21 protein-coding genes and 1 pseudogene are annotated in these 24,136 nt (G+C 55.8%); 2 read left to right on the plus strand and 20 right to left on the minus strand.

Annotation, left to right across the window (positions count from 1 at the left end; translation table 11 throughout):
• Nucleotides 1-87: 87 nt before the first annotated feature.
• From JTA15_RS09160 to JTA15_RS09225, 14 genes and pseudogenes are all read right to left on the minus strand, one after another.
• Nucleotides 88-483: a flagellar protein FlhE gene (locus JTA15_RS09160; protein WP_123266835.1), complete on the minus strand. Its 396-nt coding sequence runs from the start codon at nucleotides 481-483 to the stop codon at nucleotides 88-90.
• Nucleotides 480-2,558 (minus strand): flagellar biosynthesis protein FlhA, encoded by a 2,079-nt coding sequence (gene flhA / locus JTA15_RS09165; protein ID WP_014170658.1) that lies wholly within the window; start codon nucleotides 2,556-2,558, stop codon nucleotides 480-482. Before flhA ends, JTA15_RS09160 begins: the two co-directional genes overlap by 4 nt.
• The gene (flhB, locus tag JTA15_RS09170) at nucleotides 2,551-3,699 is read right to left on the minus strand and encodes a flagellar biosynthesis protein FlhB (RefSeq protein ID WP_121339423.1); all 1,149 of its coding nucleotides are present in this window, start codon (nucleotides 3,697-3,699) and stop codon (nucleotides 2,551-2,553) included. The genes flhA and flhB overlap by 8 nt, the downstream gene beginning before the upstream one ends.
• Before the next feature lie 274 nt (nucleotides 3,700-3,973).
• A complete protein-coding gene (gene cheZ, locus JTA15_RS09175; protein WP_013096065.1) occupies nucleotides 3,974-4,618 on the minus strand; it encodes a protein phosphatase CheZ in 645 nt (214 codons plus the stop codon).
• Between the two features lie 13 nt (nucleotides 4,619-4,631).
• Nucleotides 4,632-5,021 (minus strand): chemotaxis response regulator CheY, encoded by a 390-nt coding sequence (gene cheY, locus JTA15_RS09180; RefSeq protein WP_000763862.1) that lies wholly within the window; start codon nucleotides 5,019-5,021, stop codon nucleotides 4,632-4,634.
• A gap of 17 nt (nucleotides 5,022-5,038) precedes the next feature.
• A complete protein-coding gene (locus JTA15_RS09185; RefSeq protein ID WP_014170663.1) occupies nucleotides 5,039-6,088 on the minus strand; it encodes a chemotaxis response regulator protein-glutamate methylesterase in 1,050 nt (349 codons plus the stop codon).
• Nucleotides 6,085-6,951 carry a protein-glutamate O-methyltransferase CheR gene (gene cheR, locus JTA15_RS09190; RefSeq protein ID WP_014170664.1) on the minus strand — a complete coding sequence of 289 codons (867 nt, stop codon included), beginning with the start codon at nucleotides 6,949-6,951 and terminating at the stop codon, nucleotides 6,085-6,087. The genes JTA15_RS09185 and cheR overlap by 4 nt, the downstream gene beginning before the upstream one ends.
• 19 nt (nucleotides 6,952-6,970) lie before the next feature.
• A complete protein-coding gene (gene tap, locus JTA15_RS09195) occupies nucleotides 6,971-8,572 on the minus strand; it encodes a methyl-accepting chemotaxis protein IV (RefSeq protein ID WP_219373143.1) in 1,602 nt (533 codons plus the stop codon).
• A 44-nt stretch (nucleotides 8,573-8,616) separates the two neighbouring features.
• Nucleotides 8,617-10,281: a methyl-accepting chemotaxis protein II gene (tar, locus tag JTA15_RS09200; RefSeq protein WP_020883382.1), complete on the minus strand. Its 1,665-nt coding sequence runs from the start codon at nucleotides 10,279-10,281 to the stop codon at nucleotides 8,617-8,619.
• Between the two features lie 84 nt (nucleotides 10,282-10,365).
• Nucleotides 10,366-11,328: a spore coat U domain-containing protein gene (locus JTA15_RS09205; RefSeq protein WP_086463548.1), complete on the minus strand. Its 963-nt coding sequence runs from the start codon at nucleotides 11,326-11,328 to the stop codon at nucleotides 10,366-10,368.
• Nucleotides 11,325-13,708 (minus strand): annotated as a pseudogene (locus JTA15_RS09210) (fimbria/pilus outer membrane usher protein). The gene JTA15_RS09205 and the pseudogene JTA15_RS09210 overlap by 4 nt, the downstream one beginning before the upstream one ends.
• A complete protein-coding gene (locus tag JTA15_RS09215) occupies nucleotides 13,684-14,445 on the minus strand; it encodes a molecular chaperone (protein ID WP_014170669.1) in 762 nt (253 codons plus the stop codon). The pseudogene JTA15_RS09210 and the gene JTA15_RS09215 overlap by 25 nt, the downstream one beginning before the upstream one ends.
• Nucleotides 14,446-14,461: 16 nt before the next feature.
• Nucleotides 14,462-15,010, minus strand: coding sequence for a spore coat U domain-containing protein (locus JTA15_RS09220; protein ID WP_047744855.1), 549 nt, complete (start codon nucleotides 15,008-15,010; stop codon nucleotides 14,462-14,464).
• A 12-nt stretch (nucleotides 15,011-15,022) separates the two neighbouring features.
• Nucleotides 15,023-15,595: a spore coat protein U domain-containing protein gene (locus tag JTA15_RS09225; RefSeq protein ID WP_020883378.1), complete on the minus strand. Its 573-nt coding sequence runs from the start codon at nucleotides 15,593-15,595 to the stop codon at nucleotides 15,023-15,025.
• Between the two features lie 430 nt (nucleotides 15,596-16,025).
• On the opposite strand from JTA15_RS09225, the gene JTA15_RS09230 reads away from it, so the two are divergent.
• Nucleotides 16,026-17,285, plus strand: a complete 1,260-nt coding sequence (locus tag JTA15_RS09230; RefSeq protein WP_025203835.1) for a dicarboxylate/amino acid:cation symporter — start codon at nucleotides 16,026-16,028, stop codon at nucleotides 17,283-17,285.
• A gap of 189 nt (nucleotides 17,286-17,474) precedes the next feature.
• On the opposite strand, the gene cheW is transcribed toward JTA15_RS09230, so the two are convergent.
• The 6 genes from cheW to flhD form a co-directional block, all read right to left on the minus strand.
• The gene (gene cheW, locus JTA15_RS09235) at nucleotides 17,475-17,978 is read right to left on the minus strand and encodes a chemotaxis protein CheW (protein WP_020883376.1); all 504 of its coding nucleotides are present in this window, start codon (nucleotides 17,976-17,978) and stop codon (nucleotides 17,475-17,477) included.
• A 19-nt stretch (nucleotides 17,979-17,997) separates the two neighbouring features.
• A complete protein-coding gene (cheA, locus tag JTA15_RS09240) occupies nucleotides 17,998-20,031 on the minus strand; it encodes a chemotaxis protein CheA (RefSeq protein WP_014170675.1) in 2,034 nt (677 codons plus the stop codon).
• Between the two features lie 4 nt (nucleotides 20,032-20,035).
• Nucleotides 20,036-20,965 (minus strand): flagellar motor protein MotB, encoded by a 930-nt coding sequence (gene motB / locus JTA15_RS09245; protein ID WP_014170676.1) that lies wholly within the window; start codon nucleotides 20,963-20,965, stop codon nucleotides 20,036-20,038.
• Entirely contained in the window at nucleotides 20,962-21,849 is an 888-nt protein-coding gene (gene motA, locus JTA15_RS09250) for a flagellar motor stator protein MotA (protein WP_008500417.1), read from the minus strand. Before motA ends, motB begins: the two co-directional genes overlap by 4 nt.
• A gap of 123 nt (nucleotides 21,850-21,972) precedes the next feature.
• Entirely contained in the window at nucleotides 21,973-22,551 is a 579-nt protein-coding gene (gene flhC, locus JTA15_RS09255; protein WP_014170677.1) for a flagellar transcriptional regulator FlhC, read from the minus strand.
• A 2-nt stretch (nucleotides 22,552-22,553) separates the two neighbouring features.
• A complete protein-coding gene (flhD, locus tag JTA15_RS09260) occupies nucleotides 22,554-22,904 on the minus strand; it encodes a flagellar transcriptional regulator FlhD (protein WP_020883374.1) in 351 nt (116 codons plus the stop codon).
• A 796-nt stretch (nucleotides 22,905-23,700) separates the two neighbouring features.
• Between flhD and uspC the strand changes: the two genes are divergently transcribed.
• Nucleotides 23,701-24,129, plus strand: coding sequence for a universal stress protein UspC (gene uspC / locus JTA15_RS09265; protein ID WP_014170679.1), 429 nt, complete (start codon nucleotides 23,701-23,703; stop codon nucleotides 24,127-24,129).
• Nucleotides 24,130-24,136: the final 7 nt, after the last annotated feature.

Consider the following 24,136-nt stretch of genomic DNA (forward strand, 5'->3'; position numbering starts at 1 on the left):
CAGCGTTTCTTTTACCTCAAAAGAGGAGGTCATTTTTTGCGAGCCAGCCATCAGAAATGGCTGATGGCTGACGTAGAAGGCGGGGTGTTAGCGGTAGTTGACGATGACGGAATTACGTTGAACTTTCAGCGCAGGGATCAGGCGTCCGCCGCCCGGCACTTCCCAGATAAAGCGCAAAGGTTCGACAGCAGGCACGCCGTTGAAGGCCTGAGTGGTGCCATTCTCTCCGTCAATTTCCGTACAGCGTGTCTGGGAGCACAGCCGTACCCGAAGCCCGGCAGGCGTTGGGCCAATAAGCGTGTAGTTCCAGACCACCAGGGTCATCAGACCGGACACCGGCTCAGTCGGTGATAGCGGTCGCGAAGACATGGCGACACCGCGGTTGCTGAGGGTCACGCCAATGCTGCTGGCCTGCCAGGTCCCTTCCCCGGCGGCCTGGGCCACCAGCGGAAAAAGTAAAATCCATAACCACTTACGCATTATTTTCCTCCGATCGTCGCCGTCATACGGATATGACGGTTATCCGACAACTCCATATTCGACAGCACGACCAGCTGGTTCAGGCTACGGCGCAGGAAGCGTGACAGCAGCGGACGCAGCGCATGGTTCACCAGCAGAACCGGTGGCGCCCCCAGCATCTCCTGACGCGCCAGCGCCTCTTGTGTTTGCTCCAGCAGACGGTCGGCCAGGCCAGGTTCCAGCCCTCCACCGCCCTGCAGAGCCTGCAGCAGCAGACGTTCAAGCGGCGTATCGAGGCCGATAACCTGCACTTCCCCGGTGCCCGGGAACCACTGCTGCGTGATCGCCCGTCCCAGTGCCACACGCACCACCGCCGTCAGTTCGTGCGGATCGCTTTGCAACGGTGCATGCTCGGCGAGGGTTTCCAGAATGGTACGCATATCGCGGATCGGCACTTTTTCCTCGAGCAGGTTTTGCAACACCTTGTGCAGCGTGGTCAGCGTCACGACGCCTGGCACGAGATCTTCCGTCAGCTTCGGCATCTCCTGCGTGACGCGATCGAGCAGTTGCTGGGCTTCCTGACGACCAAACAGCTCTGCAGAGAATTGTCCAATCAGATGGTTCAGGTGGGTCGCCACCACGGTACTCGCCTCCACCACGGTGTAGCCCTGAATTTGCGCCTGCTCTTTCAGCGCGCTTTCAATCCAGATGGCAGCCAGGCCAAAGGCCGGGTCGATGGTTTGCTCGCCCGGCAGCGTACCCGCCGCGGTGCCCGGGTTAATAGCCAGCCAGCGGCCTGGATAAGCATCACCGCTGCCAATCTCTACGCCTTTCATCAGAATACGATAGCGCGCAGGCGGCAGATCCATATTGTCGCGGATGTGAACCACCGGCGGCAGGAAGCCCATGTCCTGGGCGAATTTTTTACGGATGCTGCGGATTCGGCCCAACAGTTCGCCATCCTGCTGGAAATCGACCATCGGGATGAGGCGATACCCTACTTCCATTCCCAGCGAGTCTTCCAGTTGAACGTCGTTCCAGGTCGCTTCCACGGCCTGCGTGTTCTCCGGCATTTTTACCGGAGCAGGTTCCGCTGCCGGGGTCATCTCACGTCCACGCATCCACCAGGCAAGACCCAGCAATGCCGCAGTGAACAGCAGGAACACCAGGTTTGGCATTCCCGGCACCAGACCGAGCAGGCCCAGCACCGCAGCGGCCAGCAGCATCACGCGCGGGTTGCTGAAGAGCTGCCCGACCATTTGCTCGCCAACATCCTGATCGGTACTGACGCGGGTCACGATAACCCCCGCCGCCGTTGAGATGACCAGCGCCGGGATCTGAGCCACCAGACCGTCACCAATGGTCAGCAGCGTATAGCTTTCCGCCGCGTGGCCCATGTCCATACCGTGCTGCAGCACGCCCACCAGCAGGCCGCCGACCACGTTAATCACCATGATCAGGATGCCCGCAATGGCATCACCGCGAACAAACTTACTCGCACCGTCCATTGAGCCGTAGAAGTCAGCTTCCTGCGTCACTTCCGAGCGGCGCTTTTTGGCTTCATCTTCGGCAATAAGCCCGGCGTTCAGATCCGCGTCGATGGCCATCTGCTTGCCCGGCATCCCGTCAAGCACAAAACGCGCGCCCACTTCCGCGATACGTCCGGCACCTTTGGTGATAACCATAAAGTTAATGATGACGAGAATGACGAACACCACGATACCGATGGCAAAGTTACCGCCGACCAGGAAGTGGCCGAATGCCTCAACCACTTTACCCGCCGCAGCAGCACCGGTATGGCCTTCCATCAGGATGATACGGGTTGACGCCACGTTCAGCGCCAGCCTTAACAAGGTGGTAAACAGCAGAATGGTCGGGAATGCGGCGAACTCAAGGGTGCGCTGGGTGAACATCGCCACCAGCAAAACCATAATGGACAACGCAATGTTGAATGTGAAAAGCAGGTCGAGGATGAACGCCGGAAGCGGCAACACCATCATCGACAGAATTAGCAGGATGAGAATCGGTCCGGCAAGGATCTGCCATTGCGTCGATTTCAGGTTGCCGGGCAGGCGCAACATTGCCACCAGATTAGCCATCAGTGTCCTTCTCGTTCATAAAATCCAGCGCGTCAGGCACCGGAAGGTTCTCAGGTTTCATAGGCCGTTGACCGCCAGCCAGACGCCAGCGTTTCAACTGCCATACCCAGGCCAGCACTTCCGCCACCGCGGCGTAGAGTTGTCCTGGGATCTGTTGTCCAATTTCCGCATGGCGATACAGCGCGCGCGCCAGCGGAGGCGCTTCGAGTATGGGCACCCGGTTTTCGGTACCAATTTCACGAATACGCAGGGCGATAAGCCCCGCCCCTTTCGCCACCACTTTCGGCGCGCTCATTTTGTTTTCGTCGTACTGCAGCGCAACGGAATAGTGTGTCGGGTTAGTCACAATGACGTCGGCTTTTGGCACATCTTCCATCATCCGTCGACGGGCGGCAGCACGCTGCATCTGGCGGATACGCCCTTTCACGTGCGGGTCACCTTCCATCTGCTTATATTCATCCCGAATATCCTGACGAGACATGCGCAGTTTCTTGAAGTGGCTGTAAAGCTGGAAGATAACGTCAAAACCCACCATGGGAATAATGCTGAGCACCACCAGCAGGGCACAGAGCCCGGCCAGGTTCAGCGCATTGCTCATCGCGGTTAACGGCGATTCGCTGATAAGGCGCATCATTTCCGGCCAGTGGTGCCAGAGAAAAAAACCGCCGGTACTGCCCATCAGGACCGATTTCAGAATCGCTTTAAGCAACTCCGCACCGGTTTGCGCCGAGAACATTTTCGCAATCCCCGGCAGCGGGTTCAGTTTCGAAAACTTGGGTTGCAGCGATTTCCCGCTAAACACCAGACCGCCCAGCATTACGGGCGAGACCAGCGCCACCAGCACGACGCCGGTAATCAGGGGCAACAGCGCAAGCATGGCATCTTTAACGAGCAGGATTATCTGGCTGAGGATCAGGTTAGGGTCGTTGACCATACTGTGGTCAAAACGCAGGCCAGCCGAGAGCATTCCCGCCAGTTTGCGGGCGAGCGCCTCCCCACCCCACCAGATAATGCACACGCCTACGATGAGGATCAGCAGGGATGTCAATTCTCGGGATCGGGGGACCTGCCCTTCCTCACGCGCTTTTTCTAGTCGGTGGGGTGTGGGGGCTTCCGTTTTGTCGTCGTTCTCTTCTGCCACAGTGCCTGCTCGCAGCCCATTTAGTCACGGGTATCATGCCAGCCTGACCTTTCATCAATGGGTTGAAAAAACCCAATAACCGGGTTCTTTTAGCCAGTTCAGCGTCGGAGCAATCGGGTGATGAGTAAAAAACGGCAAAAAAATTTGAGATAGCGTTTGGCAACACTGTCAGCAAGCAGTGCGTGAGCAAGGGCCAGCCACCCCAGCGTTATGCACTCAAAATTAAGCGGCATACCCTCAGGTTGCGCACGCAACCTGAGGGTCATCACCTCAATCAGAAACCAAGGCTGTCCAGCAGATCGTCTACCTGATCCTGGCTTGCCACAACGCCCGCTTTGGTGGCGTCGAGCTGTGGACCGTTGAGCAGGCTTTCGTTCTCGCGTTTTGGACGAGCGGCCGGTTCCGGAATGTTCTCCAGCAGGACCATCAGCAGCTGACGTTCAATTTCCTGAATCACATCCATCATGCGCTTGATAACCTGGCCCGTGAGGTCCTGGAAATCCTGCGCCATCATGATGTCCAGCAGTTGCGCGTTGGTAAAGCTGGTGTGGCCCGGCACATCGCCCAGGAACTGACGGGTATCCGTGACCAGCTCGCGGGCATCCGCCAGCTCGATTGGATTCTCAAACCACTCATCCCAGCGTTTGGTCAGCGCTTTCGCGCCTTTCTCCATCGCATCCTGATGCGGTTGTGACGCTTCAACGCTGTTCAGCGCACGTTCAGCCGCCTGAGCGGTCATCTGCACAACGTAGTCCAGACGATCGCGGGCATCCGGAATGGCTTCCGCCGCTTCAGCAATTGCCTGGTCCAGCCCCAGTTCACGCAGGCTGTCACGCAGCATGCGTGTCAGGCTGCCGATGCGGGCAATGATATCGCTGGGCGAGTGTTCTTCAACGGGTTTCATAGCAGGTTGCATCATCATAACCAACACCTCACATGCCGAGTTTCTCGAAGATCTTACCGAGCTTCTCTTCCAGGGTGGCCGCAGTGAACGGCTTCACGACATAGCCACTAGCGCCCGCCTGTGCTGCGGCAATAATGTTCTCTTTTTTCGCTTCTGCGGTCACCATCAGAACCGGCAATGATGCCATTCCCGCGTCCGCACGGATGGTTTTCAGCAGTTCCAGACCGTCCATGTTTGGCATGTTCCAGTCGGAGATAACAAAACCAAACCCGCCCGCCTGCAGTTTGTTCAGCGCATCAACGCCGTCTTCTGCTTCTTCAACGTTGTTGAAGCCCAGCTCTTTCAGCAGGTTGCGTACGATACGACGCATGGTGGAAAAGTCATCCACAACCAAAAACTTAAGCTCTTTATCCGCCATAAAATAATACTCCTGAGTCAAATACGTATTGCCTGTCCGGCACTGATTTTCGCCAGCATCTGCTGGCTTACCTGGCTAAGATCGACCACTTCGCTCACGCCACCCATATTGATGGCCTCGCGCGGCATGCCGAACACCACACAACTTGCTTCATTCTGCGCAATCGTCCAGGCGCCAGCCTGGTGCATTGCAAGCATTCCGGCGGCACCGTCGTTACCCATCCCCGTCAGGATCACCCCAACGGCGTTGCGCCCCGCATGTTTCGCCACCGAATGAAACAGCACATCCACCGACGGACGGTGCCGGTTTACCGGCGGCCCGTCATGAATTTTGATTTGATAGTTAGCGCCACTGCGCGCCAGCTCCATATGCTTGTCACCCGGGGCGATATACGCATGGCCGGGGAGTACGCGCTCACCGTCTTCCGCCTCTTTCACGCTGATCTGACACAGCTTGTTCAGACGCTCGGCGAACGAGCGGGTAAAGCCTGGCGGCATATGCTGCGTGATCAGAATACCCGGACTTGACAGCGGCAATGGCTGGAGTACATGACGAATTGCCTCTGTTCCCCCGGTTGACGCCCCAATCACCAGCAGTTTTTCCGAACTGAGTAAAGGACCGGCCTTCAGCGTTACCGGTGCATCCATCGGTTTGTGCGCGGCAAGCTTCGCACGTGACGCGGTGCGGATCTTCTCGGCGATCATTTCGCTGTACGCCAGCATCCCTTCACGAATGCCAAGCTGAGGTTTGGTGACAAAATCCACCGCCCCTAACTCCAGCGCACGCAGGGTAATTTCAGATCCTTTTCCGGTCAGGGATGAGACCATCACCACCGGCATGGGCCGCAGGCGCATCAATTTTTCCAGGAAATCAATGCCATCCATGCGCGGCATTTCGACATCCAGCGTTAACACGTCGGGGTTATATTTTTTAATTAAATCCCGCGCTACCAGCGGATCAGGCGCTGTCGCCACCATCTCCATGTCGCTGTGGCTATTGATAATTTCAGTCATGATCTGGCGCATCAGCGCAGAATCGTCGACTGACAACACCCTGATTTTACTCATGCTTTTTCCTTACTCAGCGCATATACCGTTTGCCCACGCAGGCTAAACTCACGCACGAGGTTGCTGAAGTTTTCCGAGTGCCCGGCAAACAGTAAACCGTCAGGCTTGAGCAACGGAACAAACCGACGCAGAATGTCCTGTTGCGTCGTTTTATCAAAATAGATCATGACGTTACGGCAAAAAATAGCGTCGAATGGCCCCGGCACGTTGTACTGCTTATCCAGCAGGTTAACGGGCGCGAATTCGACACAGTTCGCCAGCTCCTGGCGCACGCGCACCAGGCCTTCATGCGGGCCGGTTCCGCGCATGAAGTAACGCTGCAACTGCTGAGGTGACAGCGTTTTCAGTTCATCCTGGCGATACACGCCGTTGCGTGCCTTCTCCAGCACTTCGGTATCAATATCACTGGCGTAGACTTTCCAGCGTCCAGGCGCCATGCCCAGCGTGTCGGCAAGGGTGATCGCCAGCGAGTACGGCTCTTCCCCGGTTGAGGCGGCCGCACTCCAGACGCGATACTCCCCGCTGCGGCGACGCGCGTGCTCCGCCAGGACCGGGAAGTGGTGAGCTTCACGGAAAAATGCGGTCAGGTTGGTGGTTAACGAGTTAATAAAAGCCTGCCACTCTGCGCTGTTCTGGTTCGCTTCGAGCATGCTCAGATAGCGACCAAAATCGTCCAGCCCCAGCGTACGCAAGCGCCGCACCAGACGGTTGTAGACCATGTCTCGCTTATGATCGGCAAGCACAATCCCCGCACGCTGGTAGATTAACTGACATATCCGACGAAAATGCGCGTCGGACAGCGCGAGGCGCTGTGTCATCTGCAACAGTAATGACGTTTGCCCTGGGGGCATTGGTGATGTCATAGCGCCTTCTTAATTACATTCAGGATACAACTGGCACGGCCTGCGACCGCCCGACTTCTGTTACTGCTTCAACGTGCTCTTTCACATTAAATACCGCGACCAGCCCGGTCAGATGATCCGCCTGGCTGGCCAGCTGATCGGTTGCCGCTGCCGCTTCCTCCACTAACGAGGCGTTTTGTTGCGTGACCTGATCCATCTGGCTTACCGCCTGGGCCACCTGCTCAATTCCGCGACGCTGTTCATCGGACGCAGAAGCAATCTCGCCCATGATGTCGTTAACCCGCGTAACGGAGGTGACGATTTCGTGCATGGTTTTCGCCGCCGTGTCCACCAGGGCAGAGCCTTGCTGGACGCGTGAGACGGACTCTTCAATCAGTCCTTTAATTTCTTTCGCGGCGTTGGCGCTGCGGCTCGCCAGATTACGGACTTCACCGGCCACAACCGCAAAACCACGCCCCTGCTCACCGGCGCGTGCCGCTTCAACGGCCGCGTTCAGCGCCAGAATGTTGGTCTGGAACGCAATACCGTCAATCACGCTGATGATGTCGCCAATTTTCTGTGAACTGGCGGCAATGTCCTGCATGGTACTGGCCACGTGAGAGGCCTGATCGCCCCCCTTCTTCGCCGTCATCGCCGCCTGTCTGGACAGGTCAGACGCCTGACGCGCGTTATCCGCGTTCTGGCTTACCGTCGCGGTGAGCTGCTCCATGCTGGCAGCCGTTTGCGCCAGCGAAGCTGCCTGCTGCTCGGTGCGCGACGAGAGATCGTTATTGCCTGCCGCAATCTCCGAGATCCCGGTGTGCATGGCATAACTGCCCTGTCGCACATCGGAAACCGTTTCCCGCAGGGCGCCCTGCATCGCCTTCAGGCTGGCAAAAATCGCCGAAATTTCGTTCTTGCCGTACACCGCCACCGGACGCGCCAGGTTACCCTTCGCAATACTGTCGAAGTGGCTGCTGACGATCGCCAGCGGTTGCACAATCATTCTGCGCGACCAGTACAGGGCACCGCAGGTCAGCAGTACCGCCAGAATCACCACCACAGCAAAAATCACGCCTGACATATGGTAGTTTTTACGGCTGTCATTCCCGGCGCGTTGGACAAACTGGTTAATGTTCTGCTGCCAGGCATTAAAGCTCGCATCAAACGCCGCCTGGGAGGCCTGGACTGGCGCGGTCATAAAGTCCGAGAGCTGGTTGTTCTCAAGCCAGGTCGCCTGGTGATCCAGGTCGCTGTGCCACTGATCAAAACGCTTCTTCATCGCGACTTTCAGCGCTTTCACTTCCGCGCTGCCGGCGTCCTGTGCCGCGAAGGCGTTAAACTGCGCGTCAGCCTGCTTCAGGCTGTCGCGCGCGGTCACCATCAACGCCTTGATGTCATCCGGCGGATAACTCAGGGCGGTTAAGGTTCCCGCTTTGTTCAGCGCCGTGCTTGCCTGCAACAGTACGGCGCGCGTCTGTGCCACGGCGGCGCGCTGCTGGTTACTCGCCTCAACTTCCTGCAAATTCTGATAGCCATCGCGAAACGCCCAAAAAGACAACCCGTTACTGCCAACCTGCAACACACCGCAAAGGATCAGAATCAAAAACAGTGTGGTCGAGATACGAATACGATTTAACATCCACGCTCCCATCATGCGGCAAGCAGCCGCGGTTTAAATGTCAGTCAAAATGTTTCCCAGTTTTCATGTCCGGTCGTCGCTGCAGGTTTACGGGTCGCTGCCGCTGCTGCGGCAGGCGCGAGATACGTTGCTTGCGGGGTGACCGTGTTTCCAGCGAGTGAAGCGAGACGAAACGCCGAGACGGCCATCTTCAGACGGCTTGCCTGGTCTTCCAGCGCAGCGGCCGCCGCAGCGGACTCCTGCACCAGCGCGGCGTTTTGTTGTGTCACGCGATCCATTTCCGATACCGCCAGAGCAACCTGGTCGATACCACGACTCTGCTCATCCGACGCAGAGGCGATTTCACCCATGATGTCCGTTACGCGGGTAACGGCATTCACGATGTCATTCATGGTTTCCCCTGCGCTTTCTACCAGCACGGAGCCGGTATCGACGCGGGAAACGGAGTCTTCAATCAGGGCCTTGATCTCTTTCGCCGCGTTGGCACTGCGGCTGGCAAGGTTGCGCACTTCCCCGGCCACCACGGCAAACCCGCGCCCCTGCTCGCCCGCACGTGCGGCTTCAACGGCGGCGTTGAGGGCGAGGATATTGGTCTGGAAAGCGATGCCGTCGATAACGCTAATGATGTCGGCGATTTTCTTCGAACTGTCGGCGATTTCGTGCATGGTTTTCACCACGCCGTCCACCACGCGACCGCCTCGCTGCGCCGTTTCGGACGCGCTTTCCGCCAGCTGTGAGGCCTGACGGGCGTTGTCCGCGTTCTGCTTCACGGTCGCGGTAAGCTGCTCCATGCTGGCGGCGGTCTCTTCGAGCGCCGACGCCTGCTGTTCGGTGCGCGACGACAGATCGTTGTTGCCCATCGCAATTTCGCTGGTACCGGTATAAATGGCTTCCGATCCGTTACGCACGTTGGCGACGGTCTCAATTAGCGAGCGCTGCATATGATCAACGCTGTTTGCCAGCTCGGTAATTTCATTGCGCCCGGAGACGGTCAGCGTTTTGGTCAGGTCACCACCGGCAATCTCGCGAATGTGGGCAATGACGCGACCGAGAGGATTAAGCAGGATGTGGCGAATGCCGTACCACACGCCCACCAGCACGATGACCAGCGCCAGCGCCATGACGGCCATCTGCCATTTGGCAAAGCGGTAATCATTCTGGCTTTGCGTAAAGGCCGAGTGATACAGGTCGCCACTGGCTTTGGCGTATTCCCCGAGTGCCGCACCAAGGGCGTTTTGCATCCCCTGGGTAGGTTGCGCGAAATATGCGTCCATGTTGCCGCTTTCCAGGAACTGAATAAGCTCCGTCAGACCGGCATAGTAGGCGTTGTACTTTTCATCGATATTCTGGCTCACCTGCGCCATGGCAGGCTGTGGCGTGATTTTCTTAAAGGCGTCGTAGTGTTTCGCGGCGTCAGCAAGGGTCGCCCGCGCATTTTTCAGCAGTTCCGTTTTCGCACTGCTCTGCTGATTATTCGGATCCATCATCATGCGGGCGGAAGAGCGGCTCAGGTTGATACGCGTTTGCAGCATCAGATCCCACGTCGACGTCAGTTCACTCTGCTGTACGCGGAGATCGTTCGAGGCGGCGAAACTGTCCTGGTTTTGTTTAAGTGACGAGAAAAAAAGCCCGCCGGAGGTAAGCTGAAGAAGTGCGAAAATGACCAGCACCATCATAAGCATTGTGACAACGCGGATACGGTTCAACATACAACACCTTCTCATAGATTTATTAACGGTGTTATCGGCACTGACTACAGGAACTTTACATTTGAGAAAGGGAAAAGCGCGGGGTTAAAACGCAACGTCAACGATCAGCGTATCGGTATAGGTGCCGGCAGGCGGCGTAGACTGGCTGGTAAGGACTTTGGCAGTGTAGTTGTAGGTTCGCAATAAACCGTCGGTACTGACCTGCGAGGAGGTTGCGCTGGTCCAGCGCTCGGTACCGCTGCCACCCCAGCGGTTGGTCGTGGCTTCTTTATAAATGTCGTAACTCATGTAGTTACTGCCGCTCACCATGCGGCGAACATTATTCAGCGCGTTGGCACCATTATTAATTCCGATAGTGTAAGTGCTTCCTTTGGTACAGGTGACGGCAATCGCCTGCGAGACGGTGGGGAAACTTTGCACCAGCGGCGCACTGTTGAAGTTGACGTCCGGCGTGGTCATGGCGCTGCAGTCGTTGGTGACGGTCATGTTGAGAAGAATACTGGTGGTCGCCGTGCCTGTCTGGGGAAGGGTGCAAAGGCCCAGCACGCCCACGGAACAGACGCTGTAGTTGATGCTGAAGGTGAGCAGCACCTGATAGGGCCCGGCCGTGACGTTTTGTCCGGCAACGGTGCGGAAATAAAGCGGAATGCTGTACTGTTTTGACCCCAGTAATCCCAGCAGGGTGTTGCCGCTCCAGGTATAAGCTTTGCTGATTTGCACTTCGCTGTTGCTCGAACACCCCGTTAACCCGCACAACCGGGTGGGGATCACATCCGTGATGGCCGCATTGTCGGTGCGTTTCATGGTGGCACGGCTGTTGCCTGAAACCGACGCAGCGGTGTAGTTCAGCGTCACCGAGTCGTTGGTCAGAAGATTGAGCACGGCGTCGCATGCCACAATCAGCCTGCCGGTGGTTTCGACCTCCCCGGTTCCGCTGAGCGCGAACGAGGTGACGCTACCAAATGACGCATTTACCGTACTGACGGTACACGCCGCCCAGCCGCCGCCGGAAAACAGCAGCAGCATCAACAGCAGTAAGCGCTTCACCGTTCCTCCCGGCAAATCAGCGGTCCGTATGTCTGCAGTTTATGTTCCGGATTGGCCCCCACGGTCAGCGTGGCCGAGCAGTGTTTTCCGTCTGGCGTAATCACCTCAAGCGGGTTCACATCGTTGAGATTTTCCAGCCAGGCGATGCCGTCATACCCCACCACCGCATTGTTGCGCGAGGCGCGTCGAACCTGGCTTCCCACCGGGATAGCCTGCCCCTGCTTGTCATGCAGAATGACGCTTGCCACCCGCTCCTGCTCCATCGGGAAATCGACCAGATAACCGCTGTGGCGGCGAATAGCGAGCCGCCGCTCTGTCTCTTTCAGCCGGGTATCCGCGGGCAGATTCAGGGTGTCAATGCGATAACTGGCCGGGTAATAAGCCGATACACCGCTGACCAGCAGGTAGCCGTTATTGTTCGTTTTGCCGACCGGCTGGTTCTCATAGCTGACGGGAACGTCCGGGTGACCGTCGGTGCTGATCACCACAAACGCATCGTTGATTTTGTTTGCCGCAAACAGTTCGCCGTCCATCAGCACAACCGCGCCCATCGCCTCTCCCCACCAGGTCATCATGCCCCTTTCGCCATAACCACCGCCCTGAAGTTCGATGTTGTTATTGCGCCAGCCCAGCGTTCCCTGCTGATAATCATTGGCTTTCGACTGGTTGGCCCATGCCATGTTCCAGCTAAAGCCACCGTCGGAAGGCAGGAGTGGTTGTAGTTGATACGCTGCGTGCTGCCGGCATCTGGCGTGTTTTCATAGGTTACGGCGGCACTGTCACGCTCTCCCAGCGGCACCTGAAGCGACATGGCCACCGTCCAGTCTCCCCGCTGCTGATCGCGGCTTGCGGCCAGATAAATACTGCTCGCCCCCCACAGATTGCGGCTCCAGGAGAGATTCAGCAGTTCGGTTTTTTGGTTGTCAAAGCTCTCCACGCCGATCCACGCAGCACCGAGACTGCCATACTCGCCCAGGTTAAAGGTGAGAGAATACTGGTCGGTGTTGCGACTAAAACTGGCGATGGGCCGGTCATTTTCGTCATAGACCGTCGGTTGGTCGTAGAGGGCGAGGTTGCCAAAGTCGCGATCGCGCCGCGTATGCTGTGTCGCTACACTAAATTCACTGGTACTGTACTGATAGCCCCAGTTGATTTGCCCGCCATTATCTCCACGCATGCGGCTTTGAGAGTACGCGGTATTCACGACGCCAAACCGACCCAATTTAACCACCGTCCCCATCCCGCCCAGCGCCAGCGCTTCTGCCCCTTCGGCATGGCCCTCCAGCGTCAGCCAGTCCGTAACGCCGTAGCGATACGACCCACTACCCGCCGCCGGGCCGTAGTCAAAATTCTTGATGCCGTAATTACGCCGCAGGCTGCCGAGCGTCACCGCCCCGTCGCTCAGGCCTTGTTTCAGCAATTCGCTGGTGACGTAAAACGGCAGCGTGGTACTCACCTGGCGCCCCAGCGCATCGGTGGTGACCAGTACCGCGTCCCCTGCTCCGTTGATATAGGGCAGATTGGTCAGGGTGAACGGTCCCGGCTGAAGCTGGGTCGAGCCGGAACGATAGCCATTGATAAAGAGATCCACCGAGGTGGGAACCGCCGCTTCGCCCGAGAACTCTGGGAGTGGCCAGGTCACGAGGTCAGGACGCAGGGAGAAATCCCGCCCGTAGCTGATCCCGCCCATGCGCACGCTGGTGCTCCAGCTCAGGGCATCGCTGATCACATCCCCGGCGGTCCAGGTCGTTGCCTCGTCCTCGTTCGTCATCAGAAGCGTCGTGTCATAGCGCACATACCCTTCCTGCTGACCGTCGTTTCCGGTGAAATTTTCCCGGGCATAGCCGGTTGAAGAAAAGGAGCCGTTCTCATTGAAGTAGCGGAATTCATGCCAGAGCGAGGCCTGTCCGCCGACATGTTCCGTATGGTTGGTGTAGAGATCGTAATTGAGCAGCGCTCCACGCCCGAAGTGTGGTTTGCTTTGTGACATTTGTCCGCTGAAAGGGGTCACGCGTGAGGCGACCCAGTCGGCCGGAACGCCCAGCAGCAGACGCTGCGCGGCGCTGTCGTACTCTACGCGCACCTGCGGCAGGGTAGAAAGGTTCACGTCTCCGGCAGGCACATGCTCCGGCGGAAGCCCTGCCCGCAGCAGGTCGGCGCTGGAAATAAAGAATGCCCCCTCGCGCTGCGTCACGGGCACCACCATACCGGTGTCGTAGTGATTCAACACAATCGAGAGCTGAAAGACCGCTTCGCCGTTCAACGCCTGAGCCTGCGGCGGCGGCGGTAAACTGTCATCCCCGGGCTCAGCCCAGGTGCTGGTACTGACGAAGAGCAGGATCATCATCGCCGGTTTCAGTTGACGGGCGTCGACTGCCATTGCGTATCCCTGGCATTAATCTGCGCGCTCAGCCGGTCTGGCTGACCTATTCCGGCCGGGATTGACCAGGTGCGGGTGCTGCCCGCAAGAACATACCCGAGTAATCCGTCTGCAACCGTCCGCTTCTGCCCGCCCTGCTCCAGCGCCACCTGGCTGAGTTTGACGTGCACATCCCCCTGATTACGGACCTCCAGGGCAGGATGTCCCTTCTCCTGCGTCACCCGCCAGCTCAGATTTTTGGTCTCCACCAGCGCATGATGTGCCCCCTCTTTGAGGGTCGGGATTCCCTGTCCATAAACGAACAAAGGAATGGAGTAGCGCATTTGCAATTTCAGGCCAATGGCCGGCTCGGCTTTGGCATCCGGCTGGGGGATTTCATCCACAATAATGCGGTAGGCCTGTTCGACGCCGAGCGGCACCGTACCCTGCTTAATCAGACGAATAAGCTGCTTACTGCCTTTGCCAATGGTGACGATGGGCGGGCTGGCCACCACGTCCTGCTGTGCGGAGTAGCGTTCATAACCGCCCTCCTGCTTCCAGCGCACAATGCGGACCTGCATTGTCGTTGCGCTGTTCCCCTGATTCTGGATCCATAATTCAGTGGCTTTGGCATCCGCTGACAGCCACGGATCGATGGGCCACAACAGAATGGTTGCCGCCGCCTGCGCCTGGCCTGTCGCCGCAGCCATTCCCCCCAACAAACTCACCAGACAAAGGTGTCTGAAAAATGGCTTCATCGACTGTCTCCCTTTATCACCATGACAAGGTCACGGTGAGCTGATCAGAATACGTTCCTGCCGGGCTAAACCCGGTCAGCAGCGCCACGCCAAAAAGCGGCAGCGCAATGTTATTACTGTTGGTATAGGTCACCGGTATTGCCTGATTGACGCCAATTTCGCTGTTCGCCGCCAGCGAACTGCTGCTGTAAAGGCGATATCCCACCACTTCCGTTCCCCCTGAGCGCTTCATACGCCGAACGGAGGAGTAATTCTGTCCGCCGTTAATACTCATACTCAGCGCCACGCCGGGCGTGCAGGCGATGGACAAGGCCCCGTTAGGCACAAAACTGGTGCTCACCGGGGCACTTTCCACCCCGTTGTGGGTACCGAAATCGAGCGTACCGAAAACTCCTCCGCTGCCCGTGGATACCGCGCACCCGGGCACAATGGTCGCGCTGACCTTAAATGACTGTGACGTCACAGCACCCGCCGCAGGCACCAGCATCAGGCAGACGATCAGCGCGTACAAAGGCTGCACGATCCCCTCCGCGCTGTTGCGCAGACGCAAAATGGATGCCTTCATGGCTGCGTGAAACTAGTAGGTGACGCTGACGTTAATCGTGTCGGTGTAGGTGCCCGGAACGACCGTAACGCTGTTACCGCCCCCGGTAATGCGCCCGTAAAGTGTGTAACTGTCGATGCCCCCGGCGGTTGACGCTATTGGCAGTGCCGCGTTGTTGGCAACGACGTTGTTAAATCCGCTGTCGCTATACAGGCTGTAAGCCACACCCTGTGCAGCATTGGTGGTGTTGACCAGATAGCGCGCAGGCGTGCCTGGCGTTCCCACGACGGTACCCGGCGCGGTGGAGTTGGTATTCCCGGTGATCGCCACCGTATAGCTGGCGGTCGTACATTGAATGGTGAACGTGTTACCGCCGCTGGCACCGGTCAACTGCGTCGTCAGGGTGGAAAACGTTGCGGGATGGGTGCCGAAATCCAGGGTCCCGAAGTTAATGCCATTTTGCGTGGGCGAGCCGTTTATCAGACAACCGTTCGTCAGGGTTAACGTCGCGCCAATAGTACCGCTGCTGGTCACCGCCAGCGCCTGTTGGGCTGTTGTCGCCGTCAGCAACGTGCCTGCACAGATCAAAAGGAGTTTTCTTTTCATTTACCACCCTCCAGAAGACATTTCCGTTCGCTTGCCACATTTTATTTTTGCTGTTCAAGATGTTAGCCCCACTTAACGTTCCTCTTCCGGGGGTTATTGAGAATTTAGTTTATGGATACCGCTTCGACCACCCGCGCCGCGGAGGGCAAGACTGATGGCTTATTGACTGAATATTTATTTATAAAACAGGATGTTAATACTTTGTGAATGCCTTATTTCTCGTATACGCAGAGGATATATCCATCGAAATGTGATCTGCATCACAATATATCGTCGAGGCATTAACAACAAAATTAATAAAAATTAAAAACTAGTTGTATCTCCCTCCGCTTTACTTCAATTTATGTGCCGAATAATTTCCTGCGTCGTAATAAAAAATCTATATACATCGGCGCAGACGGCAACCAAAGCGCATAGAGGGTCTTTTTTCGTGGCAAGTGCAAACAAACTCACACTCTTCATCGTGATATTCATGCTGGCGGGTATTCTTTCAGGGGCGGCGATTCATGAGTATGCCTCTGCGGATGCCATCAAAGCATGGTCGGATAACATCACGCTGCTGACCGATATTTTCCTGCGTCTGATTAAAATGGTTATTGCGCCACTGGTCTTCAGCACGCTGACCGTGGGCATTATGAAACTGGGTGAAACCTCCACCATTGGTCGCGTGGGCGGCAAAGCGATGGTGTGGTTTATTAGCTCATCCGTGCTTTCCATTCTGGTGGGACTGTTTATCGTCACGCTGGAGCGTCCGGGCAGCGGCCTGAACCTGGCTATCCCGAAAGAGGCGGTAGACACCGGCCTTGCGGTGGGGGGGATGACGCTGAAAGCGTTCTTGTCCCATACCATTCCGACCAGTATCGCCGGTGCGATGGCGAACAATGAAATCCTGCAGATTGTGGTCTTCTCTATGTTCTTCGGTATCGCCGGCGCGTCGCTGGGGCAAAAATTCAATGCCCCGCTGGTGGCCGCGCTGGATGTGGTCTCCCATATCATGCTGAAGGTGACGGGTTACGTGATGTACGTCGCCCCGCTGGCCATTTTCGCCGCCATCTCATCTGTGATTGCCACTCAGGGTCTGGGCATTCTGCTGAACTACGCCTCCTTTATTGGCGGCTACTACGTGGCAATCCTTCTCACCTGCATGGTGCTGCTGGCCGTCGGCTATATGGTGCTGAAGAAAGAGGTGTTCCGCCTGGTCAGCATGCTGAAGGACCCGGTGCTGGTGGCGTTTACCACCAGCAGCTCAGAAGCGGCGTATCCAAAAACGCTGGAGCAGCTTGAGCGTTTTGGTTGCTCGCGCAATATCGCCTCTTTCGTTCTGCCGATCGGTTACTCCTTTAACCTGGTGGGCTCTATGGTGTATTGCTCTTTCGCCTCGATGTTTATCGCCCAGGCGTACAATATTCACCTGAGCTTCACCGAAGTGACCGTGCTGATGCTGACGCTGATGCTGGCTTCAAAAGGGATTGCGGGGGTGCCTCGTTCGTCGCTGGTGGTGCTGGCGGCAACCATCCCGAGTTTCAATATTCCGGTGGCGGGTATTTTGCTGCTGATGGGGATCGATCATTTCCTGGATATGGGACGTTCAGCGATTAACGTGCTGGGTAACGGTATTGCGACTGCGATGCTGTCGCAAAATGAAGGGGCGCGTGAAGCGGAGACTGAGCTGGTAGAGCAGGAAGCGTAACGGGTTGGCGGAATGGTTTTGTTCACCTTAAGACCAGCAGAAAATACCATGTCTGCAATAGTCGAATAAGATAAGGGGGCTGCAATAGCCCCCTTAATACGTTCACCGCAGCGCGCGAATCAGATAACCGAAATGCCCGACTGAACGAAACGGTTCCACGAAAGCCTCACAGAACCGTTTAGAGAAACATTACGCCACGTGATTCGTCGCGATATCCAGCAGCGCCATCTCATCACTGTTCAGCAGCTTCTCAATATTCACCAGAATCAGCATACGCTCACCCAGCGCTCCCAGCCCCGTCAGATACTCGGTAGACAGCGTGACCGCAAACTCCGGCGCCGGACGGATTTGATCGGACGTCAGGGACAGCACATCAGATACGCCATCCACCACGATCCCAACCACGCGCTGCCCCAGATTCAGGACAATCACCACGGTGTTTTCGTTATAGTCCACGTCGCCCTGGCTGAACTTCACGCGCAGGTCAACGATAGGCACAATCACGCCGCGCAGGTTGGTGACACCTTTAATAAAGGCAGGCGTGTTCGCGATGCGGGTAACCTGGTCGTAACCACGAATTTCCTGCACTTTCAGGATATCGATGCCGTACTCCTCATCGCCTAAAGTGAATACCAGGAATTCCTGCCCTGATGGCTCGCCCGCCAGTTTCGTTACATTACTCATACCGGTCATGTTATTACCTTCTACTTGATCAGGCGGCTGTGTACGCCACACGTTGTTCACGATTTAATCCCTGAAGCGCCGACACATCAACGATCAGCGCCACGCTACCGTCACCCAGAATAGTGGCGGCAGAAATACCTGGCACTTTGCGGTAGTTGCTTTCGAGGTTCTTCACGACCACCTGGTGCTGGCCAATCAGCTGATCAACCAGCAGCGCGTAGCGGCGACCCGCACTTTGCAGGATCACCACGATCCCCTGCGTGGCCTCGGTTTTCGCGCCATCCACTTCGAACACTTTCCACAATTCGACCAGCGGCAGGTACTCACCGCGCACTTCAAGAACGCGCTCGCCACCCGCCAGCGGATGCAGATCTTCTTCACGCGGCTGCAGCGATTCCATCACTGCGTTCAGCGGCAGAATAAAGACTTCGTCCGCCACTTTCACCGACATGCCGTCGAGGATTGCCAGCGTCAGCGGCAGCAGGATACGAATGGTGGTGCCGGAACCTTGCTTAGACTTGATCTCAACGTGGCCGCCCATCTCCTGAATGTTACGCTTCACCACGTCCATTCCCACGCCGCGTCCGGAAACGTCCGTCACCTGCTCTGCGGTCGAGAAACCTGGCGCGAAGATCAGCATGCCCACTTCTTCGTCAGTCATGTTTTCGTTGACCGCCATTCCCTGCGAAATGGCTTTCGCCAGAATGCGCTCACGGTTCAGGCCCGCACCGTCATCGGTCACTTCGATGCAGATGTTCCCGCCCTGGTGTTCGGCGGAGAGGATCAGATTCCCGACCGGGGATTTTCCGGCGGCAATGCGGTTTTCCGGCAGTTCGATACCGTGGTCGAGGCTGTTACGCACTAGGTGCGTTAACGGGTCGATAATGCGTTCGATCAGGCTTTTATCCAGTTCGGTGGAGCTGCCCATCAGCGTCAGTTCAATCTGTTTATTCAGTTTGCTGGCCAGGTCACGCACCAGACGCGGGAAGCGGCTGAAGACATATTCCATCGGCATCATACGAATGGACATCACCGATTCCTGCAGGTCGCGGGCATTACGTTGCAACTGCCCCATGCTGGTAATCAGATCGCCGTGGGTCACCGGATCCAGTTCGTTAGACCGCTGTGCCAGCATCGACTGGGTAATCACCAGTTCACCCACCAGGTTAATCAGCTGGTCAACTTTCTCGACGGCGACACGGATGCTGGTGGATTCACTGGAACGCGCGGCCGGTTTGTCACCACGGCCTGGCGCGGCAGCATCTTTTGGCACCGCTTTCAATACCGGCGCCGCAGGCGCAACGGCAGGCGCGGCCGCCTGAGGAACAACCGCCACCTCTTCCACTGCCGCTGGCACGTCAACCGCCGCCGTTTCGGTTTCAAACGCGATCTGGTCGGCTTCGATAACAAAGCACAGGACCGCCACGATATCGTCCTGGCTGATCCCCTCTTCCAGCGTCGCACTCAGGCTGTCTTTGCCTTTCACCACGTTGCTTAATTTCGCCAGGTTACTCAGCTCTTCTTCAAGAAGGTCAACTTCGTTCTCTTTGAGGCGTGACAGCACCACGCGCACTTTACTCGCAGCGGCGGCCGGGGCCGCCTCTTGTGCGGTAACGGCATCGACAACGCTCAGTTTGGCTGCCGGAACAACGGCTGCGGCTGCGTCACCTTTGGCTTCCAGCGCGAGCTGGCGCAGCGCATTGCAGATGTATTCAAAGCTGGCGGCATCAGGCTCTGCCGAGCTTTTATAGGCGTCGAGCTGTTCCTGCATAATATCTTTGGTTTCCAAAAACAGGTTGATAATGTCGGTATTGAGCTGCATCTCACCGCGTCGTGCTTCATCCAGCAGGTTTTCCATTAAATGGGTCGTTTCCTGCAGGATGGTAAATCCAAACGTTCCGGCTCCGCCTTTAATCGAGTGCGCCGCACGGAAGATGGCATTGAGCTGCTCGGAGTCCGGTGCTTCAGGCACCAAATCCAGCAAGTGTTGCTCCATATCGGCCAACAATTCGTCGGCTTCATCAAAGAATGTCTGGTAAAAATCGCTAATATCCATGCTCACGCTATCACCTCGGATTGGCTGGTGGCGATGTTGGAACGGCAGCCGAAGGAACGGCCCCAGGCTGTTTTAAATCGTCCAGTGACTCATTCTGACTTTCGGCGTTTTCGTGCAGGATGGCCTGCTCCGCCTGCTGGTTCAGCACTAAAAGACTGATACGACGGTTGATGGCGTCATCCGGCCCGCGGTCAGTGACACGCATGGTTGATGCCATGCCGACCACGCGCAGTACCTTGCCATCATCAAGCCCACCTGCCACCAGCTCGCGACGCGAGGCGTTGGCACGATCGGCAGAAAGCTCCCAGTTGCTGTATCCCTTCTCACCCGTGGCGTACGGGAAGTCATCCGTGTGTCCAGACAGGCTGATACGGTTAGGAATACCGTTCAGCACTGGCGCAATGCCGCGCAAAATGTCGCGCATGTATGGCTCAACTTCCGCGCTGCCCGTTTTGAACATCGGGCGGTTCTGGCTATCAATAATCTGTATACGTAAACCTTCCTGCACCAGATCGATCTTCAGGTGTGGTCGCAGGGCACGCAGTTTAGGATCCGCCTCAATCAGCTGATCGAGATCGCCGCGCAGTTTCTTCAGGCGCGCTTGCTCCATGCGTTTTTTCAGCTCGTCGATGTTCGGCTCTTTCTTCACCTCACCCTTCTGCTGGGTGTAATCATCGCCGCCGCCAGGGATCGGGCTGTCGCTGTTAGAGATTCGCTGCCCACCGGTCACGGCGGTCGCCAGCGGCGTTCGGAAATACTCGGCAATCTGGATCAACTCTTTCGGACTGGAGATGGAGATGAGCCACATCACCAGAAAGAATGCCATCATTGCGGTCATAAAATCGGCGTACGCGATTTTCCAGGAGCCATGCGCGCCGTGCCCATGCCCCTTGTGCTTGCGTTTTTTTACGATGACGATCGGATGGGACTGATTTTTCATGCGTCCTCAGTTGTCGTCTGTTGGTTTGGGTTTTTCACCGCACGCACGTGTTCTTCAAGCTCGATAAACGACGGGCGCTCGCTGGAATAAAGCGTTTTACGGCCGAATTCAACTGCGATAGGTGGCGCATAACCGTTGAGGTTAGAGAGCAGCGTGATCTTCACGCACTGCATCATTTTGGTCGTTTCCGCGCTCTTCTGACGCAGAACGCTGGCCAGCGGAGAGATAAAACCATACGCCAGCAAAATACCGAGGAAGGTGCCCACCATCGCATGCGCAATCAGCGCGCCCAGCTCTGCCGCAGGACGATCCGCCGAGGCCAGCGCGTGTACCACGCCCATCACCGCCGCGACGATACCGAACGCAGGGAGGGAATCACCCACCAGTGCCAGGCTGTTTGCCGGCACTTCGGATTCGCTTTCGTGCGTTTCAATCTCTTCGTCCATCAGCGCTTCGATTTCGAAGGTGTTCATGTTGCCGCTGATGATCAGTCGCAGGTAATCGACGATGAAATCCAGCATCATTGCGTCAGCGAGAATGCGCGGGTAGCTGGCAAAAATTTCGCTCTCTTTCGGGTTTTCAATATCCCGCTCAAGCGAGAACATGCCCTGCTGACGCGACTTCGCCATCAGACGATAGAGCAGCGCAAGCAGATCCATATACATGCTTTTGGTGTATTTAGAGCGACGGAACAGCAGTGGAATAGCTTTCAGCGTGCCCTTGATCGATTTACCGTTATTACCAACGATAAAAGCCCCTACCCCTGCGCCGCCGATGATAATAAGTTCAGCCGGTTGATAGAGTGCTCCAAGGTGCCCGCCGGTCATCATGTAACCGCCGAAAACTGTACCGAGAACTACCAGGTAACCTAATAAGATAAGCACGACATCATCCTTCCGCTAGTGACTATGGCAAGGATGTTCAGCTCGCAGCGTTTACCGTTTGCGGGGTAAAAAAAAGCAGCGGTAATTGCTTACCGCTGCTGGAATCTTGCCCACACGTTCGGGTTAAACAGCTTGTTCGATCTGTTCATCCAGCAGTTGTGGAATAATATCGGCAGCTTCCCGGGAAAGTTTACGTCTTTTTACTGCTCGGGATGGAGGCTGGCATAAACTACAGGCGAAGCTGCCTGCAGGCTGATGCGCATGGGTAATAAAATTGCCATCGCAGCAGTTACAGCGCGACAGCTCAAGCATTCCGCTTTCAACAAAACGCACCAGCGTCCATGCGCGGGTGAGCGCCAGCAAAGGACCCTCGTCCTGCTGCGGGCATTGTTCAAGGTAAAGTTTATACGCTTTGATCACGGCATCAACGCCGCTACACAAACCGGTTTTGAGAAGATACTGCCAAGCATTACAGAACATGGAGGCATGAATGTTCTGTTCCCAGGTCATAAACCAGTCCGTTGAAAACGGCAGCATTCCTTTCGGCGGGGGACTACCACGTAACTCTTTATACAATTTGATGAGGCGACCACGACTCAGCTGAGTCTCGCTTTCCAGCATTTGTAAACGAGCACCGAGCGTAATCAGCTCCATTGCTAACTGTATGTCACGCGCTTCCTGAACAATGCTTTTCTCGCTCATTGCTAGGCCCTTTTCTTACGGGCTGCGTCATCAGGCTGGCTGATTTCGGTAAGCAAGCGAGTGGAAAGAAGAATACCCGTATGGATCTGTTGAAGATCGTCAACACGGGAATCCTGCGTCAGACGCGTGATAGTCTGAGGATTGTCAAAACGGAACTGGCAAACCAGTTGGTTTGTTTCCGCCAGTTTAACCATTTGAGGAAGGGTTAACCCACCCAGCATGGTTGCCATTTCTTCATTAATACCCAGACGAAACATCGCGGACGCCTTGTCCTGACTAATCAAACGCTGCGCGAGCAGTAAATACGACAAATTGATGTCATAGATATGTTTTAGCAACTCGGATGTATGCATTGTTCCCATCCCGAATAACCAACTATTATTTTTATGCGGAAAGACCGCACCCCGTGATGTCGCCGGGAAATCACCCGGTATAAAAAAGAAAAGGCTAAATGCATAGTCGAATTTAGGTTTGTATTCATTGAAACGCGCAACAGCTGAAACGCGGTTACGTCTCTTACACGTTTTATCATTTCTTACAAATAACTAAGATTTTTCCTAATTCGACGCAAACTCTACTCGTCAGTTTTGACACATACAATGCAGCCACCCCCAAATTTAAAAAAAATGTGATCTACGTCACACAATTTAAGTGAATATCTCCCATAAATCCATCAGTATGACTTGTAAATTGGTTATTTTTTGAACGATCGACACTGTTTTCTATTCTTTATGGGCGAATACTCATGCAGGAGCATGAGCAGAAGTGGCATGACATGTGCTGTTCGAAACGTGTCAGCGACCGGATGCGCGTCACAGCGAATCCATCTTAAGGTCACATTTTCATTACCTATAAAAAACATGTAGTTATGAAAAACGCCCATAACAATTGTTTCACATGGTAATCATTAGAAATGTGTTTATAACGCATTAAAACGATTTAACACCGGAAACGTAAAAAAGTGTGATTCAGGTTAAGTTGTTAATTTTTTTCATTTAGGCACGTTTTCCCGTTATTCTTCTTATAAGAATAATTAATGAATAATTATGATTAGCTTCACACTTATGTCGTATTCACCTCTTGCAGATCCGGTGAAATCGCGGTAATGGTGACTAAGACGCTGTCTTTCAGACACCTAAGGAGTGCGTTATGAGTTACTCCCATCTTCTTGTTTCTGTTGCGGTTTCGCCCGAAAGCCATGAACTCATCGCCCGGGCGGTTTCCATTGCCAGACCGCATAATGCCCGTATCAGCCTGATCACCCTCGCGGCCGAGCCTGAGATGTATAATCAACTGGCTGCCCCCATGCTGGAAGATATTCGTGAGGTATTACAGGAAGAAACGCAGCAATTTATGCGCGAGCTGGTAGAAAAGGCGCAATATCCTATATATGACACCATTATTGCGACCGGGGAGCTTAATGCGCATATTCTCAGCATATGCAGTAAGCAGAATATTGATTTAGTAATATGCGGAAATCATAACCACAGCTTTTTTTCTCGCGCAGCCTGTGCGGCGAAATCGATTGTCGCGTCAAGCCAGGTGGATGTGTTGTTAGTGCCTCTTGGGGGTCGTTAAACCCCCA

The organism is Enterobacter sp. BIDMC 29, assembly GCF_019378755.1.
In the GTDB taxonomy this organism is placed as follows: Bacteria; Pseudomonadota; Gammaproteobacteria; order Enterobacterales; family Enterobacteriaceae; genus Enterobacter; species Enterobacter ludwigii.

Excerpts from the sequence above, each read along its gene's own strand:
- flhA (WP_014170658.1), bottom strand. The coding sequence starts at position 2,558 with ATGGCTAATCTGGTGGCAATGTTGCGCCTGCCCGGCAACCTGAAATCG.
- cheZ (WP_013096065.1), bottom strand. The coding sequence starts at position 4,618 with ATGATGCAACCTGCTATGAAACCCGTTGAAGAACACTCGCCCAGCGAT.
- cheY (WP_000763862.1), bottom strand. The coding sequence starts at position 5,021 with ATGGCGGATAAAGAGCTTAAGTTTTTGGTTGTGGATGACTTTTCCACC.
- JTA15_RS09185 (WP_014170663.1), bottom strand. The coding sequence starts at position 6,088 with ATGAGTAAAATCAGGGTGTTGTCAGTCGACGATTCTGCGCTGATGCGC.
- cheR (WP_014170664.1), bottom strand. The coding sequence starts at position 6,951 with ATGACATCACCAATGCCCCCAGGGCAAACGTCATTACTGTTGCAGATG.
- tap (WP_219373143.1), bottom strand. The coding sequence starts at position 8,572 with ATGTTAAATCGTATTCGTATCTCGACCACACTGTTTTTGATTCTGATC.
- tar (WP_020883382.1), bottom strand. The coding sequence starts at position 10,281 with ATGTTGAACCGTATCCGCGTTGTCACAATGCTTATGATGGTGCTGGTC.
- JTA15_RS09215 (WP_014170669.1), bottom strand. The coding sequence starts at position 14,445 with ATGAAGCCATTTTTCAGACACCTTTGTCTGGTGAGTTTGTTGGGGGGA.
- JTA15_RS09220 (WP_047744855.1), bottom strand. The coding sequence starts at position 15,010 with ATGAAGGCATCCATTTTGCGTCTGCGCAACAGCGCGGAGGGGATCGTG.
- JTA15_RS09225 (WP_020883378.1), bottom strand. The coding sequence starts at position 15,595 with ATGAAAAGAAAACTCCTTTTGATCTGTGCAGGCACGTTGCTGACGGCG.
- cheW (WP_020883376.1), bottom strand. The coding sequence starts at position 17,978 with ATGACCGGTATGAGTAATGTAACGAAACTGGCGGGCGAGCCATCAGGG.
- motB (WP_014170676.1), bottom strand. The coding sequence starts at position 20,965 with ATGAAAAATCAGTCCCATCCGATCGTCATCGTAAAAAAACGCAAGCAC.
- flhC (WP_014170677.1), bottom strand. The coding sequence starts at position 22,551 with ATGAGCGAGAAAAGCATTGTTCAGGAAGCGCGTGACATACAGTTAGCA.
- flhD (WP_020883374.1), bottom strand. The coding sequence starts at position 22,904 with ATGCATACATCCGAGTTGCTAAAACATATCTATGACATCAATTTGTCG.
- uspC (WP_014170679.1), top strand. The coding sequence starts at position 23,701 with ATGAGTTACTCCCATCTTCTTGTTTCTGTTGCGGTTTCGCCCGAAAGC.